Origin of the sequence: Haloferax mucosum ATCC BAA-1512 (genome assembly GCF_000337815.1) — an archaeon.
GTDB classification, from domain to species: Archaea; Halobacteriota; Halobacteria; order Halobacteriales; family Haloferacaceae; genus Haloferax; species Haloferax mucosum.
The window spans coordinates 154,152-172,096 of the sequence record NZ_AOLN01000006.1 but is presented as its reverse complement, the minus strand read 5'-3'; the positions used below and the strand labels follow the sequence as shown (position 1 = coordinate 172,096).

The following is a 17,945-nucleotide window of genomic DNA, read 5'->3' as shown; positions in this document are numbered from 1 at the left end:
TCGCCGGGTCCCCTAACCCTTCGGGTTCGGCGTGCGGGTGTGGGCGCGACTGTCGGTCGTCTCTGATGTCGGGAGGGTTAAGTGCGAGTCGGGGATACCGAACGGTGTGACATCCACACTACGGCGAGCGGGCGGGTTCGCGGTCGTCGGGACGTTGGCCCTCGCGGCCCCCAGTCTCGGCATGGCCGCGTTCGCGCCCTTCGCCGCAGTCGCGCTCTTGGCGGCTTTCGTCATCGACGATGGCCCCCTCTTCGAGCTGTTCGCGCGGCCCGGTGACAGGGAAGACGGTCGCCTCAACGGGCTGGCCGGCTTCGCCCTCGCCGCCACCGTGCTGGCACTGCTGGCGACGGTTCCACGGGTCAGGATGCCCCTTCCGATATTCGCCGCGGCAGTGTTGATACTCGCGTACGGCAACCTCGGCGCGCGACTGGTGGATTCGACGACAGACGAGGAGTTCCTTCGCTCGGCGGGGTTCGTCGTCGCCGCGATACTGGCCGGGACGGTCGGACAGATTGCCATCGTCTCGCTGACGGGACCACTGCGTCAACTGCCGTTCGCCCAGTTTACGCTTCTCGCCGCGCTGGGTGGTCTCGTCGCCGCACTGCTTCGAACCGCCCTCTACGAGCGTGACGACCCGCTCGTCATGCTCTCCGTCGGGCTTTCGTTGTGGGGCGTTGATACGCTTGCAGGCTCAGTTTCGCCCACGCAGACAGTCATCTCGTTCGCCTTCACGGTCGCAATCGGGTACGCGGCGTACGCGCTCGGGACGGCGTCGGTCGCCGGTGTGATTACCGGCGTCTTACTGCTTCTTTTGACCATCGTGTTCGGCGGCTTCGGTTGGGCCGTCGTTCTCGTCTCGTTTTTCGGCGTCGGCGCGCTCGCAACGAAGTTCAAATACGACAGCAAGGCAGAACGCGGCGTCGCCGAGGGGAACGACGGCGCGCGTGGCACGGGGAACGTTCTCGGCAACGCGGCGGTCGCACTCGTCGCGGTCGTCGGATACGCCGCGACGCAGACGGTCGGCCACGCGTTCGGGACCGACCTCTTTATGCTCGCCTTTGCCGGCTCTGTCGCCGCCGCGATGAGCGACACGCTCTCCAGCGAAATCGGCGGGCTGTTCGACAACCCGCGGCTCATCACGTCGTTCAAGACGGTGCCGCCGGGGACCGACGGCGCGGTCACGTGGCAAGGTGAGGTCGCCGGCGTGGGCGGGGCGGCGCTCATCGCGGCCGTCGCCGCGTTCTTCCTGCCGTTCCCGACGGCGGGTGCAATCGCAGTTCTCGCCGGCGGCGTCATCGGCATGACGGTCGATAGCCTCCTCGGCGCGACCGTCGAGGGCGCGGGACTCGGTAATCAGGCGGTCAACTTCCTCGCCACACTCGCGGGCGCACTCGGTGCGATGGCGGTGTGGATTCCGCTGTGACCGTCAGGCGTGGCCGCCCCGGTGACAGACACGCTGTCGAATCGCTCCAGCGTCTCGTCTCACACCCGTCGCCGGCCCTTCTCGACGCGTGGCCGGCGGTCGGCACGCTCTTCGTCTCGGTCGATGACCGCGACCGACCAGTCGGCTATCTGCTCGGCGTCGGCACGCACGTGACCGAACTCGCGGTCGCACCCGACGCCCGACGCGAGGGACGCGCGACCGCGCTTCTCGAAGCGTACCGCGCGGCGAGCGACGACGCACCACTCACGTTGTTGGTCCATCCCGACAACGACGGTGCTCGGGCGTGTTACGAAGCACTCGGCTTCCGACGCGAGACGCGGGTTGCGGGTGCCTTCGATGACGACGACGGAATCCGACTCGTTCTCGACTCGGCGTGATATCGCGGGCGCAGTGTGGTGTCGGTTCGGCGTCAGGTGGCTGGTATCCATCTGCTCGGCACTGTCCGGTCGGTCCGAATCGAAGGTCCAAAATACGCTCCGGCGACGATGCGATTGCTATCGTCTGCTCTCCCGATTGTAGTGGCCCGTCTTTCCGATGGCTGAGGCTCGCCTTTCCAACTGCGCAGAGTTGCCTTTCCGACCGCAGAAATTCACCCGTTCAACTGCGGACTGTCCCGCGCGACTTCGAGAGTCAGTCTACCAGTTGCTCAGCGGTTCTGACGCGGACGCTCACCGGCTTTTTGACGTATTCACCGGCCGAGCGGGCGACGATGTTTCCGACGCCGCGTTGGGCCGCGATATCGACGAGTTTCTGGCTCGCCTCGCCGTCGATGACGACGAGCTCCGGTGCCGGGTCCGCGTACTCGACGGTGTCGTAGACCTTCTCGACGGCGACTTCATCGACGGGTTCGAGATTCGCGTCGAGGAGGCGCGCCAGCCCACTTTCTGCGTCGATAATCTCGCGGGTGTGGTCCGAAAGCGACCGCGTTTCGGGGACGGGGTCGGCTTCTGCGACGGTCTCGACTTCCGCCGCGGCAAGCACGTCGGCCGCGGCAGGAGCGTCAGGGTCGCTTCCCTCGTCCGCCGCGCCGACAGTTCCCGCCTCGGCGCCGACGCCAACGTCCGCGATTGGCTCGACCGTGACGGTGTTGCTAGTGTCTGCGCCCGTCTCGGTCGCCGCGTCGGACGGGTCGTCCGCAGGGGGAGTCGGCGACGTGTCGTCAGTCGTCGGCGACTCCGTGCGAGGGTCCGTCGGTACCTCCTGTGTCCCGTTGGCGGCGGCGACCGCGGCCCGGAAACTCCCCTCGTTCGGCAGGGACGCGAAGGCGACTTTGTCCCGAAGCGACTGGATGACTGCGCCGCGGTCGAGGTCCTCGACGGACTGCCCGTCGGGTGCGAACGCGACGTAATCGACGTCGCCGACCTGCGCGAGTTCGCGGAGAATGAGTTCGCCGCCGCGGTCGCCGTCGAGGAATGCGGTGACGGTCCGCTCTTGGGTGAGGTCGGCAATGTCTTCGGGAACGTTGGTTCCCTCGACGCCGACGGCGTTTTTGATGCCGTACTGGAGTAGTGTCAGCACGTCGGCGCGTCCCTCGACGACGATGATGGCGTCGGAGTCGGCGACCCGCGGTCCCGCCGGGAGACCGTGGAACTCCGTGATGTCTTCGACGCGGATGCTCTCTTTGACCTCTTCGAGAATCTCAGTCGAGGTCATCACGGTGTCGTCGAACGACTCCGAGAGGAGTTCCTTGGCGCGATCGACGACCATGCGGCGTTTGGCCTCCCGCACGTCTTCGATGTTCGTGATTTCGATAACCGCCTGACAAGGTCCGACGCGAGTCAGCGTTTCGAGCGAGGCCGCGAGAACTGCCGTCTCGGCCTTGTCGAGACTGCTTGCGATGGTCATCTGGCCGAACGAATGGCCGTTTTCCGAGTCTATCTGTACGTCTATCCGACCGACTTTCGAAGATTGCTGGAGGTCACGGAGGTCGAGGTCGTCGCCGAGGAGACCCTCGGTCTGGCCGAAGATGGCCCCGACCACGTCGCTCCGTTCGACAACTCCGTCGGCGGAGATGGAAGCGTGAATGAGATATTTTGCAGTGTCGTCCATTGGTGAGTCCCCCTGCGAGGGGTGTGAAGTGATGATTGTGATGTCGTCGCAGGCGTGGCCCACGACCGTCTTTATATAAGTCGGTCCCGAGGGAAATATCTATCGTGGCCGGCGATTCGAACGCTCCGCGCGAGCGCTTCACTCGCGGCAAAATCGGCGAACTCGTCGAACTCGCTCGTTTTCGGGCGCGGTGTCTATCTCGTTCGAAGCGTTGAGACGACGTCTCCTGCGGCCGCACAGAACGCCGCCGGGTCGTCGGGGTCGTCGTGCTCGACGATTGCCCACTCGACGAAGTCGTCTCCGGCGGCCGCGAGGCACGCGTCGATGTCGAGGTCACCCTCACCCAGAACGACAGGGCGGCCCCCGCGTTCGGCGTCGGCATCGAGAACGACGTCTTTCAGGTGGACGATGGGCGTTCTGTCCGCGTAGCGCTCGATGTACGTCGCAGGGTCGTAGCCCGCGGCGAGGAGCCACGCGAGGTCGAGTTCGAAGCCGATGCCGGACCGTTCTGCGAGGTGGTCGAGCGCGGGGTCGCCCGCGACCGTCCGCAGTTCGTGTTCGTGGTTGTGGTAGAGTAGTCTGACGCCCCGGTCGTCGCACCGCGCCGTCAGGTCGTCTAACCGGCGTGCCGTCTCGGCAACTGCGTCGGCGTCGGCGAAGGCTTTGGGCGGGAGATACGGGACGACGAGCGTCTCCACGCCGAGTGACCCGTACTGCTCGCAGACGGCGTCGAGGTCATCTTCGAGCGCCTCGATTGGAACGTGGGCGGCGGGCGCTTCGAGACCGGTTTCGTCGAGTGCCGTGCGGATGCTCGATTCGTCATCGACGCCCGCGAACTCGACCCCGTCGAACCCGGCGTCGGCAGTGCGGGCGACGAGCGAGGCTGTCGATTCGTCGAGCGCCCTGAGCGAGTACAACTGCAACCCGAACTTCATACGACTGTATCGGCTTCACCGCTGGAAATTGTTCCGGCGCACGCAACGATTAGCGGGTGAAACGGACTGCGAGTAACCCCACACGCGGGCAGAACGCCGCCGACACTCATTGAAGAAAATTATTCTTCAATGCGCAGTACCGAAGGTTAATAGAGTAACCTTTACGTCTAATTGTCGATTATTGTTCCTACGAATGACGAGCACACGCATCGACTATCGCTGGATTGCGACGTTTGCAATTCTCGTGACGTTTGCCGTCCCGTGGTTCCTCTGGGGAGACAGTCGGGTGTTCGCCGGGCTTCCGTTGTGGCTCTGGTGGCACGTCGGCTGGATGATTCTCACGGCTATCGTCTTCCACCTGTTCACGCGAGAGGCGTGGGACCGCGGTATCGTGGGGGAGGCGCGCTGATGGTGTCCGAACTCCAACTGCAACTCGGCGTCGTCGGCGCGTACTTAGTGGTCGCACTCGCCGTCGGGTTGCTCGCGTACCGTCTCACGAGTAGCGACGCCGAAGATTACTACCTCGCCGGGCGTTCTATCGGCACCGTCGTACTCCTCTTTACGACGTTTGCGACGCTCCTCTCCGCGTTTACCTTCTTCGGCGGCCCGGACCTCGCCTACCGCGCGGGACCGGAGTGGATTCTCGTGATGGGTGTCATGGACGGCGTCCTCTTTGCGATTCTCTGGTACGTCGTCGGCTACAAGCAGTGGCTCGTCGGCAAGGCCCACGGCTACGTCACGCTCGGCGAGATGCTCGGCGACCGCTTCGGCTCGAAGCGCCTCCGCGCTCTCGTCGCCGGTATCAGTCTGTTTTGGCTGTTCCCGTACGTGATGCTCCAGCAGATGGGTGCCGGTGAAGCGCTCGTCGGTCTCACGAACGGTCTCGTTCCGTACTGGGCTGGGGCCGCCGGTATCACGGTGTTCATGATCGCCTACGTCGTCATCGCCGGGCTTCGCGGCGTCGCGTGGACAGATACGCTCCAAGGGCTGTTCATGCTCGGCGTCGTCTGGCTCGCAGTCGGGTGGGTCGCTTCCGCGGCCGGCGGGCCGGCGGCGCTCTCGAACGCGCTGGCGACGAACAAACCCGAATTCCTCAGTCTCGGTGGCGGTCTCTACTCGCCGCAGTTCATCATCTCCTCGGCGGTGACGATCGCCTTCGGCGTGGCGATGTTCCCACAGATTAACCAGCGATTTTTCGTCGCCAAGTCCGGCACGGTCCTCAAACGCTCGTTCGCTCTGTGGCCCGTTCTCGTCGTCCTGCTGTTCCTCCCCGCGTTCATCCTCGGGACGTGGGCGGCCGGACTCGGCGTCGCGGTGCCCGACGGGGCCAACGTCCTTCCCGTCCTGCTCAACGAGTACACGCCCGTCTGGTTCGCCGCCCTCGTCGTCGCCGGCGCGATGGCCGCGATGATGTCCTCGTCGGACTCGATGCTCCTCTCGGGGTCGTCGTACTTCACCCGCGACCTCTACCGGCCGTTCGTTAACCCGTCGGCGAGCGACGCCCGCGAAGCGTGGCTCGCCCGCATCGGCGTCGCGCTCTTTGCCACCCTCACGTTCGTCGCCAGCCTGTTCCGACCCGGCACGCTCATCGAGGTCGGCGACACCGCCTTCGGCGGCTTCGCACAGATGGCTCTCCCGGTTATCGTCGCGCTCTACTGGACGAAAACCACGCGCTCCGGAATCTTCGCGGGCATCCTCGGCGGGCAAGCGTTCTATTTAGCGCACGTCTTCATTCCCGCCGTCGAAATCGGCACGATGACCCTCTTCGGCGCGACGTATCTCACGTGGGATTACGCGCTCTGGGGCATGGCCCTCTCGGCCGTGCTCACCGTCGGCGTCTCCGCGACGACCGTCGCGGCGCCCGAAGAGAACCAAAGCCGGTTCTCTGAGGGCCTGCGGGCCGACTGACCCCGTTTCGACGCCCCCATCTCGTCTGCAGTCTCTTTTCGCATCGAGACGAAGTTTATCCGCTTGCGCGAGTAATACAGGGCCATGCCAGAAGAAGTGCTGTTCGAATCCGAGAGCCGCCAGACGAGAGCCGATATCGCCGCGTACCTCCGGACCGTCGCCGACAAACTCGACTCCGGCGAGGCGATTACGCTGAAAGCGGGCGACCAGTCCGTGACGATGGACCCACCGGACACGCCGACGTTCGAGGTAAAAGCCGAGCGCGAAGGTCCCGCGGGCGAACCCGGCGAACTGAGCATCGAGTTCGAACTCGAATGGGACGAAGACGGCGGCGACGGCGGTGTGTCCGGCGAACTCGAAATCGAGTGATACCGTGACTGCGGTGTCCCCGAACCGCCCTGCAGAATAGATGCTTTTTTGACAGCAGTCGGAGTCGTCGGTTGCACATGGAGATTCGACCACTTCACGCCGACGACGTGCCCGCACTCATCGACGACCTGTGGCTCCCCTTCGCGGCAGAGATGGGCGATATCGACCAGTACGATGCGCTGGCGGACGACGTTGACGTTCGCTCGGAAGCGGTGGCGTACCGTCACAGCCAACTCGACGACGACGACGTACGAACGTTCGTCGCCGTCGGCGAAGACGGAGACGAGGGTTCTGACGCGTCCCTCCTCGGGTATACGACCGTCTCGTATTCTGAGGCACCGTCGGTGTTCGCCCGCGACTCGGTCGCCAAGGTGAAAGACCTCTACGTCACTTCCGACGCCCGAGGCGACGGCCTCGGCACGGCGCTACTGGAGCGGGCGCACGACTGGGGCCGTGAACGTGGGTGCGACCGGGCCGCGTTGAGCGTCCACGCCCGCAACGACGTCGCACGGTCGTGCTACGAGGAACTGGGCTACGAGACGCGGTACGTGAAGATGGACCGCCCGCTGTAAGCGGCCGAGATTGGTGTCGGAATCCTCAGTTTCACGGGTCTAATTCGACCTACAAACCCGAACCCTCAAATCGGCACACACTAACTCACGCGCATGAACGAGCCGGGTCACCAGGTGCTCATGGAGCAAGGCGTGCTTCGTCGTCGTATCGACGACGACGACCTCCCCGACTGGGCGGACCAGCACTACGAGACGTTCCGCGAGACGATGCTCGGCGACCACGAGGGTTCGCCGTTCCCGTGTTACTTCGGTATCGACTCCGAGCGCAACGGCGACGCGCTCTACACGTTCGTCGATTCGATGACCGACAAAGACGCATTGTTGGCGCTTCGGGACAACCTGCTCGAATACATCGACACGTATCCGGACTACTCCGAGCAGTGTTCACTCGTCACGTTCTTCAAACCGCCCGAAGCGGACCTGACGGAGGCCGACTACCACGAACACCTCTGGCATATCCTGCAGTTCCTCCACGTCCACGACCCGGAACCGTGGCCCGAAGACATCCCAACCGACCCCGACGACCCGACGTGGGAGTTCTCCTTCGGTGGCGAACCCATGTTCCCGACCACTCGCGCGCCCTTCTACGACGAGCGGATGAGCCGTTACTGCCCGTGGGGACTCGAAATCACGTTCCAGCCTCGGGCGCTCTTCGACGGCATCACCGCCGACACCGAGGCCGGACAGCACGCCCGCGAGGTCATCCAGAACCGCATCGAAGAGTACGACGGTGTCTGTCCACACGCCGACCTCGGCGATTGGGGCGTCGAAGGCGACCGCGAGTGGCCGCAGTATATGTTCTCTTCTGACGACTCACAAGCCCCCGACGAGTGCCCGATTCGCATCTCCCGTGAACACCCGAAAGTGTCGACGGCACCCGCGGACGACTGATGTCTGAAATCGTCCGCTCGGACGGCGCTGGACTCCCCGAAGACGCCGTTCTCGTCTGTATCGACATGCAGGTCGGCTTCGACGACCCCGCGTGGGGCGACCGAAACAACCCCGGGATGGAAGCCCGCGTCGCCGACCTGCTCAACGCGTGGCGCGAGGCCGAGCGACCGGTCGTCCACGTCCGCCACGACTCGACGGAAGCGGGCTCACCGCTTCGAAGCGACGCCGAGGGATTCGACTGGAAACCGGAGGCGACCCCCGAAACCGACGAACCGACGTTCACGAAACGCGTCAACAGCGGGTTCATCGGCACCGGTCTCGAATCGTGGCTCCGCGAGCGCGACCACTCGACGCTCGTCGTTTGCGGGCTCACGACCGACCACTGCGTCTCGACGACGACGCGAATGGCCGAGAATCTCGGGTTCGAGGTGTATCTCCCGGCCGACGCGACGGCGACGTTCGACCGCGACGGCCACGACGGCAAATCCTACTCGGCCGACGAGATGCACCGGACCGCGCTGGCACATCTGAACAACGAGTTTGCGACGGTCGTCGAGTCGGCGGCGTTGTTGCCGACGCGGTAATCCGACGCCCGCGACCGTTCCGAGTTTTGTCGGTATCTTTTCATTCCTGTCGGGGATAGCGGTCGTATGAAGCGATGGTTTCTCTTCGGTCTCGGCGTGTTCAACCTCCTCATCTTCGCCGTGCTGATGGCGCTATTCGGTCCTCCCGACCACCTTCGTCAGGTGGGTTGGATGGCGGGGTTCGCCGTTGGGGGTCTCCTCTTCATCTTCGCTGGACTGCGCGACTCGCTCGCCATCGGCTCGAAATCTATCGAATGGCACGGCATCACGGGAATTGGCTACATCTGCTTCGGCATCGGCATGCTCGCAATGACTGCCCCGAGGCCCGGCGGGTCCCGTGAAGCCCTATTTTTCGATGTGTTTGCGATGGTGACGATGGTCTCGATGATGCTCTTTCTGGGCGTCGATTTCATCCGTGGCGGCGTCCACCTCGACATCTCGAAATGGAACTGAATCAGACGGGTCTGAGGTCTCCCGGCGCTAACAAGGCCTTCGCAATCCGACCAGACAGTCGCGCCGCGAGGTTGAAGACGTGGAGCGAAACGACGAGCAGTAAGAACCCGACCACAGCGACGCCCAGCGCGTCGGGGAGCGTTTCGACTTGTACCACGCCAGTGATGCCGACGAAGACGTCCGGTTGGTCGTAGTACAGCGGCACGGCGATAAACCCAAGCGACAGCGGCCCGAGTACCGAGACGAGCACGAACGACGCCGTCCCGAGGACGAATTTCAAAAAGAGAAACAACATCGAGGTCCACGTCGCGGAGCTCGTGAGAAGTGACCGGACACTACTCACGATGCTGGACTCGTGAGGAGCCACCGATTGCTGTTCCCGGCTGGGGTCGTGGGACGTGTGTGAAGGGCGTGAACCGTTCTAGCGTCGTGGCGACCGATTGGAGGCTGTCCATGGGACTCCACCGCTCCAGCGATGGCGGACGCTCGATTTCGAGACCCAACAACCTCTCAGCGAGGCGGCGTTCACCCGCGGCGAGGAGACGCCCGAGATAGAGTACGCCGAAAAGGAGCGGTAGTCCAACGAGGGTGAGAGGGAGACTGATACCGAGTCCGAGACCCGCGACGAGTGCCACGAGGTAGAAGCTCCCGAGCGGGAACGATAACAGAAGGTACGCGATGTTTTTGTACGACTGTCCGTCGGTGACGACGCCGAACATCTGCCGGATGGCGGTCGGGACGGTACTCGGTCTCGCTTCGATGTCCATGATATCGATTGAGAATCCATACGTAATAATAAACTGACAATTATTCGTTGGCTCACCTGGCGTGGTGCTTCCTGTGTATCGAGGCACCGGCTGATGCGAGTTGTACTATCGTTGTGAGTGGCGTTTGCCAGTAGACGAGCGGTGTGGACGCGGGAGATAGACTGTCGTAATTGAGTACAATCTCGCGTCCTAGTTGGTCGGATTCATAACCAACCCCGCCGACGTACCACGTATGCAGACGCACATCGTTCCCGTCGGGTTCGACTACGACCGACTCATCGCGCCGCTCATCCGCGATCAGTTGGACGTTGACCGCGTCATTCTCCTCGAAGGCGCTGTCGGGAGCGAGGCGAACGTCGAGTACTCACGGAACCTCTCGGGGAAACTCGGCAAGGACTTTCAGAACCTCCTCGGTGCGGAGACAGAGCAGGTCATCGTTGACGACGTGTACGACTACGACGCCGCGTTCGAGCAGGCGTACGACCTCATCAACGCGGAACTCGACGCCGACGACGAACTCCGGGACGACGACGATGACCCCGGCGAAGTGTGGGTCAACGTGAGCGCGATGCCTCGGCCCGTCTCCTTTGCCTTCGCAACCGCCGCACACTCCATCATGGTCGAACGACAGGCCGACCGCGAACGCATCCACACTTACTACACGGCACCCGAGAAGTACCTCGAAACCGAACTCGCCGAGGAACTCCGAACCGAACGCGCCCTCCTGCAAGACCTCCTCGAATCCGGCGAAATCGACGCCGACCGCATCCGCGAGCGCCTCGACGCCACCTCGGACCTCCTCTCGGAGTTCGACGAACGTGGAACGACCATCGGCGCGAAGGAGATCGACGGTCGTCACATCGTCGAACTCCCCGTCGCCTCCTTTTCGAACGTCAAACCGTTCGAGGAGGTTATCCTGTTCAAACTCGGCGAACACGGCGAATTCGGCTCCGTCTCAGAACTCGCCGAAGCCCTCGCACGCGAGATGAACGAGGAGTACACCGACTCCTTCCGGTCGAAGGTCATCTACAACGTAGACCGCCTCGGTCCCGGCGGCAAAGGGTATATCGAGCAGGAAGAACGCGGGAAGTCCTACCGGACGCGACTCTCCCGGATTGGCGAGTTGTGGGTCCGCGCCCACGCTGACAGCGAAGAGTAGCCGGTCAGAACGGTCCGATTCGTACCGGATTAGAACGCCAACCCAGTGGCTTCGGCCGAGGGTGAAAGCGGACTCCGCGACAGCCCTTCCGGAGGCTCCGGCAGGTTGTACTCGCCCGGGGCTACGTCGTTCGGGCCGTCCGGATAGAACACCGACGCAAGCAGTTGGATGTGGTCGCGGCCGACGTCGAGTTCGAACTGGCCGCCGCCGTACAGGGACATGCCACGAGCCTCGGCGTACTCGATGGTCTCGAAGAGCGATTCGACGGTGCCGAACCGCGAGGGCTTGATATTGAGCCACGATGGCTCGAAGGGGAGCGCTTCGACCGATTCGACGCCGGTAATCGGTGCATCCCACGACACGCGAGATTCTTCGCCGTCGAACAGCGGGCGTGTCTCGTCGGTGAGTGCGGGGTCTTCGACCACGGCGTCGGGGAATCCCGAGATTATTCGCTCGTAGAGCGCGGGGTCCGGCGCTTGGTCAACTTCGGTGCCCTCGTACTGGCCCTTGAGGTCGAGGATTTGGACGCACTCGCGTTCGGCGAGCATCGCCACGAGGTCGTCGTCCCACGCCGACGTGGGGTCCAGTTTGAACTCACAGTCGGGGTCGCGGTCGAGGAGCATCTCGATTCGGGCGGCCGACGGCGGGTCCCCGAGACGCGTACTCACGACGAATCGAACCGGGTCGCGTTCGCGGCCGACGGCGGACGCGAGGTCGGTCCCGTGTTGTCGGAGCGTGAGGTCGAGACCGGCGGATTCGAGCGCCCAGCGACGGTAGTGTGCCGCTGTTTCGCGTTCGCGTTCCTTCGTCGGGAACAGAGACACGTCGTCGAGGGCCGCCGAGAACGCGGCGAACGAGTCGTACGTCCCCTGAAGGTCAAACACGTCGTCGGGTGCGTCCGCAAGGGCGTCGTGGTCCTCCGAGTCGTATGTTACGTCTTCGCCGCGGCCGACCTCGCCGTCGCCGGAGAGTGAGAACACTGTGGTCTTGCGGAGAAAGCCGCTCGACGTATCGCTCTCGAAGCGGTCGCGGGAGACGGACTCGACGGTGAGCGGGTGGTCGGCCACGCGGTCGAAAAGAGTCATCGAGTGAGCAGTTGGGTTCGGAGGCTGAAAAGCGTACACGTCGGGTCGGTCGGTGCCGATTCGAACTGTGCCGCGTTTGCGACTCAGACTGCGTCGTGTTCGAGACTCAGTCCGTGCCGTGTTCGAAACTCAGACCGCGCCGTGTTCGACCTTCGCCGCTCGCGTCGCCAGCGCGAGTCCCGTCGCCGTAACCGTCAGAACGACGGCACCGGCGGCGGCGAGGTCGTGGGCCGGCGAGACGTGCTGGACGACGCCGGAAACGATTGGTTCGGCCGGGATGAGTGTGTGGTGTGGCGTGCCGACGATGGGGACGAAGTAGTCTACGAGGTCGTTGAAGCCGTACCAGCCGACCGCGAGCGCGACGGCACCGGCCGGGAAGCGGGCGTAGCGCTGGATGAGAAACGCCTCGACGACCATGGCGAGGTGGCTCCAAAAGAGGAAGTTGTACATCGCCCAGTGGAGATACGAGAAGTCGCTTTTGAACACGAGGAGGACGTAGGGCGTCCACAAGCCGAGTTTGAGACAGCCGAAGAACGCGAGCGCGTTGAGATACTCGTTCGACCGGCCGACTTTCCAGAGGGCGAGCGAGAGGGCGATAAAGAACGTTGCGACCGGACTGTCGGGGACGAACGGCCACATCACGACGGGTTCGATGCTGAACTGCAAGCCGTAGTACCAGAAGCCGAACGCGGTCCCGACGAGGTTGATGATGACGACGAGCCACGCGATGTTGAGTCCGAAGTTCTCCAGCCCTTTGGGGAGTGGCGCGAGCCACCGCGGGAGGTCCGCGGCGGGCGGCAACCACTCGTCGCCGAAGAGGCGTCTCGGGTCGTCGAGCATGCGGCGTAATCGCGTCACCTCGTCCATACGCACGCCGAAGCGTGGGGGAGCCAAAGCGGTGCCGGTCTGTGTCGTGGGAGCACGACGGATGAGAGACAGTGACGGGTGGAAGCGATTGCTTAAGTGTACCCGGTCGCAACCCACGGACATGGCTGAGGAGACCGACCTTGAGGAACTCCGGCGCGGGACCGAACTCGTCAAGCGCGGGTTCGCCCAGATGCAGAAAGGCGGCGTCATCATGGACGTCGTCAACGCAGAGCAAGCGAAGATTGCCGAGGAGGCGGGCGCAGTCGCCGTAATGGCACTCGAAGCCGTTCCGGCCGACATCCGCAAACGCGGTGGCGTCTCCCGGATGGCCGACCCCGAGAAGGTCAAAGAGATTATCGATGCCGTGTCCATCCCGGTGATGGGCAAGGCTCGCATCGGTCACTACACCGAGGCGCAGATTCTCGAAGCCATCGGCGTCGACATGGTAGACGAGAGTGAAGTTCTCACGCCCGCCGACAACGACTACCACATCGACAAGCGCGAGTTCACTGCGCCGTTCGTCTGCGGCGCACGCAACCTCCCCGAAGCGCTCCGCCGCATCAACGAAGGTGCCGCGATGATTCGCACCAAAGGTGAAGCTGGCACCGGCGACGTGAACCAGGCCGTCACGCACCAGCGGACCATCAAGAACCAGATTCGCACCCTGACCGGTCTCAAATTCGACGAGCGCGAAAAGTGGGCCCGCGAACACGAAGCGCCCGCGGAACTCGTCCACGAGACGGCCGAGATGGGCCGTCTGCCGGTCGTCAACTTCGCCGCCGGCGGTATCGCAACGCCCGCTGACGCCGCACTCATGATGTACCACGAGTGCGACGGCATCTTCGTCGGGTCCGGTATCTTCGGTGCGGAGGACCCCGAGACGATGGGCGAGGCAGTCGTCGAAGCCGTCAACAACTGGGACGACCCCGAGACGCTCGCCGACATCGCCTCCGGCATCGGCAAGGGCATGAAAGGCGAAGCGAACGTCGATATGCCCGAAGAGAAGAAGCTCCAGGGCCGCGGCGTCTAAGCGGCGTCTCGCGTCCGTACTGACTGCGACCGCTTTTCTGACGACGCAGGTTCGGTAGCGACGCGACCGACGGGACTCTCCGAGTCGCGGATGCGACGCGAAGCGGCCGCTCCGCGCGACGCTGTGCGCGAGTGATGGTGCGGTAGCTCTGAAACTCGATGTGTGTCGGCCGCGTCGCCGGCGAGTCGGTGAAAATAATAGCGTCTGCGTCGCCGACGCGTCCAGTGTTCGAGACTGGGTGCGGGTCGTGCTCAGTTACGAGATTATACGAGTGCGGAACGCGGTTACGCGAGTGCGCGAGAGTTCCCGCTCGAATCGTCGTCCGCCTCGGAGTCGTCGCCGAGGAGGACAGTGACCGGTCCGTCGAAGTTGAGCATGACCGACTGGGTCACGTCGCGCGAGAGGAGCTTTCCTGTGGGAGAGCGCCGGCGACCGGACACGAAGAGGTGGTCACAGGCTTCCTCTTCAGCCGTTTCGAGGACGGAATCGATTTCCGGGCCGATGTCGGCGACGACTCGGTAATCGACATCGAGGTCGCCGAGGGCCTCGCGTGCGAGGCGCTTTGCCTTGCGCGTGGCGGATTCTGTTGCTTGGTCGATGCCGTAGACGACGTCCGAAGACCCGACGTCGGCGAGGGCCGAGCGTGTGCGCTCGAACTCCTCGTCGGGGAGGACGGTGAGGACGATGAGTTCCGCTCCGCTTCCGGCGGCGAGTTCGCCCGCTTCGCGGAGGATTCGGTTCGACCGTTCGTTCGGACCGACGACGACGAGTGCTCGTTGCATATCTCGAATGTCTCGCGTAAGTGAGAAAAGTCTTCTCGGAATCGCGTTACCATACACCGTGTCAACCGTTTCCAGTGGCTCAGGTGGCAAAAAACACCACAATTTAGTGTGCCAATGGTTCTCTTTGTACCATTCAGATATCAAATACTTCAGCGCCGCGACCGACCCTCGTTTTATAGGCACGGGCGGCCACGTCGGCCTCGTCGAAGGCGTCGAGCATCGCGGCCGCGACGCGGGTTCGGTCGCCGGCGTGGCAGACGCCGAGAATCGACGGTCCGGCACCCGAGACGGTGACGCCTTCGGCCCCTGCTTCGAGTGCGGCCTCGCGTACTTCGTGGTAGCCAGTGATGAGTTCCGCCCGCGCGGGAGTGACGACGCGGTCGTCCATTCCGGCACCGACGAGTTTCGGGTCGCGTCGGCACATGCCGACCGCGAGCGTCGCCGCTTTTCCGACCGTGTGGACCAGCTCCTCGATGCTGGCGCGACCCGGAACGACGCGGCGTGCATCGCGGGTCGAAACGACGATTTCGGGGAGACACGCGACGAGCGGGATATCGGCGTCAACCGCTGTGACTCCGCCGTCGGTTGCGACGGTGAAGCCGCCGAGGAGGGCGGGGGCGACGTTGTCGGCGTGGGCTTCGCCGGAGACGACGGCTTCGCCTTCGGCGGCGACCGGAACGAGTTCTTCGCGGGAGAAACCGCGGTCGTACAGTTCGTTCAGGGCGACTGCGGCCGCGGCGGAACTCGCCGCCGACGACCCGAGTCCGGACGAGGGCCTGACGCCTTTGTCGATGCGGATGTGTGCGGGGGCGTCGAGCGCCTCGGCGACGGCACCGACGACGTTTCTGTCCGGGTCTGTCGGGATGTACTGGCGACCGACGCCCGTGACCTCGATTGTTGTGCGGTCCGCCTTTTCGACGTGAACGACGTCGGCGGGGCGGTCGAGAGCCACGCCGAAAACGTCGAACCCACTTCCGAGATTGGCGCTCGTGGCGGGTGCGCGGACCGTAACCATGCCCCGCAGTTGCCGTATCGCAGATAAAAATGTGGCGAACGTCGCAACTGTCCCGCGAATATGTCAGTTGTCGTTGCCGTTGTGTCGGTTGCCGTCGCCGCCGTTTCGTCGGCCGCTGTCGTTGCCGTCGTCCCAGTCGTTGCCGTCGTCGTGCCAGCCATCGTCGCCGCGGTCGCCGTCGTTGTCCCATCGGTTCTCGCCGACACACCGGCCGCTTGCCGCCGGGTCCGACTCGCCGCGGTTCCCCGTCAGGGCCACCGGGTCGGTCACTACGCCAGTGAATTCGAATCGCGCGCCGCCGGACGACGAGGTAACGAGCGAGACCGACCAACCGTGAGCGTCGGCGACCGACTTGACGATTGGCAGACCGAACCCGGTCCCGTCTTCGTGGGTGGTGTACCCCCGCTGGAACACGTTTTCCCGCTCGCGCTCGGGGATGCCGGGACCGTCGTCTTCGACGTAGAAGCCGTCGTCACCGAGCGCACCGACAGTGACGGTGATAGTGCGGCCGTCAGTCCCGCGGTCGTCTATCTCACCGTGTTCGACTGCGTTCCGAAACAGGTTTTCCAGCAGTTGTCGGAGTCGCCCTCGGTCAGCGGCAATCGTCCGGCCAAGGCGGACTTCGAGCGACGCGTCACCGACGGCGGTGCTGTCCCACGCCTCCTGTGCGATTGTATTCAGCGCGACCGGTGTCACGTCCGTCAGTGTCTCCCCCTGCCGGGCGAGCGTCAGCAAGTCCTCGATGATGGTCTCCATCCGGTCGTGGGCCTCCTCGACGCGTTGGAAGTACTGCTCCTCACCGGTCTCTTCGGCCAGTTCGAGATAGCCGCGAGCGACCGTTAGCGGATTCCGGAGGTCGTGTGAGACGACCGACGCGAACTCGTCGAGTCGCCGGTTCTGGCGCTGTAGTTGGCGCTCGCGCTGTTTGTGCTCGGTGATGTCTCGAATGAGTAAGAGCGTGCCCGTGGCCAACGACTCGTCTCCGAGCGGCGTCGTCTCTATCAACAGGTCCCACTCCTCACCGTCAACCGTGACGGTCATCTCCGTACTGCCGGTCGCGTCGAGCGCCCCCACGACTTTGGGCACGAGAACGTCTTCGACCGGTTCCCCGTATGACGCTTCGAGCGGCTGGGTGAGACACCGTTCGCCCGCCGGGTTCGCATCGAGCACACGATTGTCCTCGTTGAGGACGAGCGCCGCGTCGTGCATCGACTCGACCGCGGACTCCCACGCCACTGGAACGAGCGTGAACAGACGATGGCGAAAGACGCTCCACGCGACCGCCGCCGACGTGAGCGAGAACGCCAGCGCCGGGAGGTTCAGACCCGGAACGGGATTCGCGTCCGAGACGTAGATGATGCCGCCGGCCGCCGGGATGAGACCGCCGACGAGCAGGCCGGACGTCTGCTTTCGGTAGATTCCGTCGGCTCTGAAGAGCGCCCGGACGAGCGCGCCGATACCGGCGAAGATGAGCACGTACGCGTAGATGATGTAGACGATGAACGCGACGCCGTGTTCGTTTACGAGGACGGCGTATCCCGCTTGGGTCGAGACCCAGAGGTGAGACCAGATGAGACCGTGCCACTCGTTCGTCAAGACGAGACCAATCGTGGCGAGCGGGACGCTTCCGAGGGCCGCCCATACCGTCCGGGGAAGGTCGTCTACACCGGCGTGGTGCACCACGTAGGCGAACCACAAAAGCGGGAGCGGTGCGATGCCGAAGTAGCCGAGTTGGTTCAGCAGTACCTTGGTCGTAAAATCGACGCGGGCGAGTTCGAACGCGTACGTCCCCATCCAGAGACCCGACGCGAAAAGAAGCAGTGCGCCGAGTGTCGCACCCGGGATGAGTCGGTGTTCTGTCTGTCGATGCAGTAGGTACACTCCAAGCGCAATGAAGAGTCCGGCACCGACCCCGAGTGGGATCGTATACGGCGTCGATTGCCAGTGAGACGCGCCGTGCATGCCCGCATTCCGTTGACCGAGGTTAAAACTCCCCCCTTCGACCCTGAGACTAACCAATCAGAAAGGACTTTCC

General features: G+C 64.0%; 20 protein-coding genes. 11 read left to right on the top strand and 9 right to left on the bottom strand.

The features are described 5' to 3' along the window. The first annotated feature begins 106 nt into the window (after window positions 1-106). Together C440_RS03825 and C440_RS03820 are read left to right on the top strand one after the other, a co-directional pair. Window positions 107-1,423, top strand: coding sequence for a DUF92 domain-containing protein (locus tag C440_RS03825; RefSeq protein ID WP_008318433.1), 1,317 nt, complete (start codon window positions 107-109; stop codon window positions 1,421-1,423). Continuing rightward, the gene (locus C440_RS03820; RefSeq protein ID WP_008318432.1) at window positions 1,420-1,821 is read left to right on the top strand and encodes a GNAT family N-acetyltransferase; all 402 of its coding nucleotides are present in this window, start codon (window positions 1,420-1,422) and stop codon (window positions 1,819-1,821) included. The genes C440_RS03825 and C440_RS03820 overlap by 4 nt, the downstream gene beginning before the upstream one ends. A gap of 253 nt (window positions 1,822-2,074) precedes the next feature. Here the strand turns inward: C440_RS03820 and dnaG are convergent, their stop codons facing one another. Continuing rightward, on the bottom strand, window positions 2,075-3,493 hold the full coding sequence (gene dnaG, locus C440_RS03815) for a DNA primase DnaG (RefSeq protein ID WP_008318431.1): 1,419 nt from the start codon (window positions 3,491-3,493) through the stop codon (window positions 2,075-2,077). Window positions 3,494-3,687: 194 nt separating this feature from the next. Further along, entirely contained in the window at window positions 3,688-4,428 is a 741-nt protein-coding gene (locus C440_RS03810; protein WP_008318429.1) for a sugar phosphate isomerase/epimerase family protein, read from the bottom strand. Between the two features lie 193 nt (window positions 4,429-4,621). On the opposite strand from C440_RS03810, the gene C440_RS03805 reads away from it, so the two are divergent. From C440_RS03805 to C440_RS03775, 7 genes are all read left to right on the top strand, one after another. Beyond that, window positions 4,622-4,837 carry a DUF3311 domain-containing protein gene (locus C440_RS03805; RefSeq protein ID WP_008318427.1) on the top strand — a complete coding sequence of 72 codons (216 nt, stop codon included), beginning with the start codon at window positions 4,622-4,624 and terminating at the stop codon, window positions 4,835-4,837. Continuing rightward, a complete protein-coding gene (locus tag C440_RS03800) occupies window positions 4,837-6,336 on the top strand; it encodes a sodium:solute symporter family protein (protein WP_008318426.1) in 1,500 nt (499 codons plus the stop codon). The genes C440_RS03805 and C440_RS03800 overlap by 1 nt, the downstream gene beginning before the upstream one ends. Before the next feature lie 84 nt (window positions 6,337-6,420). Beyond that, complete coding sequence (locus C440_RS03795) at window positions 6,421-6,705, top strand: amphi-Trp domain-containing protein (protein ID WP_008318424.1); 285 nt, start codon at window positions 6,421-6,423, stop codon at window positions 6,703-6,705. Window positions 6,706-6,782: 77 nt separating this feature from the next. Then, window positions 6,783-7,277 carry a GNAT family N-acetyltransferase gene (locus C440_RS03790; protein ID WP_008318422.1) on the top strand — a complete coding sequence of 165 codons (495 nt, stop codon included), beginning with the start codon at window positions 6,783-6,785 and terminating at the stop codon, window positions 7,275-7,277. A 93-nt stretch (window positions 7,278-7,370) separates the two neighbouring features. Then, on the top strand, window positions 7,371-8,168 hold the full coding sequence (locus tag C440_RS03785; RefSeq protein ID WP_008318420.1) for a YqcI/YcgG family protein: 798 nt from the start codon (window positions 7,371-7,373) through the stop codon (window positions 8,166-8,168). Continuing rightward, entirely contained in the window at window positions 8,168-8,752 is a 585-nt protein-coding gene (locus C440_RS03780) for a cysteine hydrolase family protein (protein WP_008318419.1), read from the top strand. Before C440_RS03785 ends, C440_RS03780 begins: the two co-directional genes overlap by 1 nt. Window positions 8,753-8,818: 66 nt before the next feature. Beyond that, on the top strand, window positions 8,819-9,205 hold the full coding sequence (locus C440_RS03775; protein ID WP_008318417.1) for a hypothetical protein: 387 nt from the start codon (window positions 8,819-8,821) through the stop codon (window positions 9,203-9,205). 1 nt (window position 9,206) lies between these two features. On the opposite strand, the gene C440_RS18130 is transcribed toward C440_RS03775, so the two are convergent. After that, window positions 9,207-9,548 (bottom strand): sensor domain-containing protein, encoded by a 342-nt coding sequence (locus tag C440_RS18130; RefSeq protein WP_161605909.1) that lies wholly within the window; start codon window positions 9,546-9,548, stop codon window positions 9,207-9,209. Next, window positions 9,541-9,972 (bottom strand): sensor domain-containing protein, encoded by a 432-nt coding sequence (locus tag C440_RS18125; protein WP_008318413.1) that lies wholly within the window; start codon window positions 9,970-9,972, stop codon window positions 9,541-9,543. Before C440_RS18125 ends, C440_RS18130 begins: the two co-directional genes overlap by 8 nt. A gap of 232 nt (window positions 9,973-10,204) precedes the next feature. On the opposite strand from C440_RS18125, the gene C440_RS03760 reads away from it, so the two are divergent. Continuing rightward, window positions 10,205-11,131, top strand: a complete 927-nt coding sequence (locus C440_RS03760) for an HFX_2341 family transcriptional regulator (RefSeq protein WP_008318411.1) — start codon at window positions 10,205-10,207, stop codon at window positions 11,129-11,131. 29 nt (window positions 11,132-11,160) lie between these two features. Here the strand turns inward: C440_RS03760 and C440_RS03755 are convergent, their stop codons facing one another. Both C440_RS03755 and C440_RS03750 read right to left on the bottom strand, forming a co-directional pair. Next, window positions 11,161-12,216 (bottom strand): enolase-like domain-containing protein, encoded by a 1,056-nt coding sequence (locus C440_RS03755; RefSeq protein WP_008318409.1) that lies wholly within the window; start codon window positions 12,214-12,216, stop codon window positions 11,161-11,163. A 129-nt stretch (window positions 12,217-12,345) separates the two neighbouring features. Continuing rightward, a complete protein-coding gene (locus C440_RS03750; RefSeq protein ID WP_008318407.1) occupies window positions 12,346-13,083 on the bottom strand; it encodes a DUF1405 domain-containing protein in 738 nt (245 codons plus the stop codon). A 121-nt stretch (window positions 13,084-13,204) separates the two neighbouring features. Between C440_RS03750 and pdxS the strand changes: the two genes are divergently transcribed. Beyond that, the gene (gene pdxS, locus C440_RS03745; protein WP_008318405.1) at window positions 13,205-14,113 is read left to right on the top strand and encodes a pyridoxal 5'-phosphate synthase lyase subunit PdxS; all 909 of its coding nucleotides are present in this window, start codon (window positions 13,205-13,207) and stop codon (window positions 14,111-14,113) included. Between the two features lie 284 nt (window positions 14,114-14,397). Here pdxS and C440_RS03740 read toward each other — a convergent pair whose 3' ends face one another. The 3 genes from C440_RS03740 to C440_RS03730 form a co-directional block, all read right to left on the bottom strand. Beyond that, window positions 14,398-14,895, bottom strand: coding sequence for a universal stress protein (locus tag C440_RS03740; RefSeq protein ID WP_008318403.1), 498 nt, complete (start codon window positions 14,893-14,895; stop codon window positions 14,398-14,400). Window positions 14,896-15,028: 133 nt separating this feature from the next. Next, window positions 15,029-15,910 (bottom strand): homoserine kinase, encoded by an 882-nt coding sequence (locus C440_RS03735; RefSeq protein ID WP_008318401.1) that lies wholly within the window; start codon window positions 15,908-15,910, stop codon window positions 15,029-15,031. 63 nt (window positions 15,911-15,973) lie between these two features. After that, a complete protein-coding gene (locus tag C440_RS03730) occupies window positions 15,974-17,872 on the bottom strand; it encodes a histidine kinase N-terminal 7TM domain-containing protein (RefSeq protein ID WP_008318399.1) in 1,899 nt (632 codons plus the stop codon). Window positions 17,873-17,945: the final 73 nt, after the last annotated feature.

What these genes read in the sequence shown, in the direction of transcription:
- dnaG (WP_008318431.1), bottom strand. Translation starts at nt 3,493, where the DNA reads ATGGACGACACTGCAAAATATCTCATTCACGCTTCCATCTCCGCCGAC.
- C440_RS03810 (WP_008318429.1), bottom strand. Translation starts at nt 4,428, where the DNA reads ATGAAGTTCGGGTTGCAGTTGTACTCGCTCAGGGCGCTCGACGAATCG.
- C440_RS03805 (WP_008318427.1), top strand. Translation starts at nt 4,622, where the DNA reads ATGACGAGCACACGCATCGACTATCGCTGGATTGCGACGTTTGCAATT.
- C440_RS03800 (WP_008318426.1), top strand. Translation starts at nt 4,837, where the DNA reads ATGGTGTCCGAACTCCAACTGCAACTCGGCGTCGTCGGCGCGTACTTA.
- C440_RS03795 (WP_008318424.1), top strand. Translation starts at nt 6,421, where the DNA reads ATGCCAGAAGAAGTGCTGTTCGAATCCGAGAGCCGCCAGACGAGAGCC.
- C440_RS03790 (WP_008318422.1), top strand. Translation starts at nt 6,783, where the DNA reads ATGGAGATTCGACCACTTCACGCCGACGACGTGCCCGCACTCATCGAC.
- C440_RS03785 (WP_008318420.1), top strand. Translation starts at nt 7,371, where the DNA reads ATGAACGAGCCGGGTCACCAGGTGCTCATGGAGCAAGGCGTGCTTCGT.
- C440_RS03780 (WP_008318419.1), top strand. Translation starts at nt 8,168, where the DNA reads ATGTCTGAAATCGTCCGCTCGGACGGCGCTGGACTCCCCGAAGACGCC.
- C440_RS03775 (WP_008318417.1), top strand. Translation starts at nt 8,819, where the DNA reads ATGAAGCGATGGTTTCTCTTCGGTCTCGGCGTGTTCAACCTCCTCATC.
- C440_RS18125 (WP_008318413.1), bottom strand. Translation starts at nt 9,972, where the DNA reads ATGGACATCGAAGCGAGACCGAGTACCGTCCCGACCGCCATCCGGCAG.
- C440_RS03760 (WP_008318411.1), top strand. Translation starts at nt 10,205, where the DNA reads ATGCAGACGCACATCGTTCCCGTCGGGTTCGACTACGACCGACTCATC.
- C440_RS03755 (WP_008318409.1), bottom strand. Translation starts at nt 12,216, where the DNA reads ATGACTCTTTTCGACCGCGTGGCCGACCACCCGCTCACCGTCGAGTCC.
- C440_RS03750 (WP_008318407.1), bottom strand. Translation starts at nt 13,083, where the DNA reads ATGGACGAGGTGACGCGATTACGCCGCATGCTCGACGACCCGAGACGC.
- pdxS (WP_008318405.1), top strand. Translation starts at nt 13,205, where the DNA reads ATGGCTGAGGAGACCGACCTTGAGGAACTCCGGCGCGGGACCGAACTC.
- C440_RS03740 (WP_008318403.1), bottom strand. Translation starts at nt 14,895, where the DNA reads ATGCAACGAGCACTCGTCGTCGTCGGTCCGAACGAACGGTCGAACCGA.
- C440_RS03735 (WP_008318401.1), bottom strand. Translation starts at nt 15,910, where the DNA reads ATGGTTACGGTCCGCGCACCCGCCACGAGCGCCAATCTCGGAAGTGGG.
- C440_RS03730 (WP_008318399.1), bottom strand. Translation starts at nt 17,872, where the DNA reads ATGCACGGCGCGTCTCACTGGCAATCGACGCCGTATACGATCCCACTC.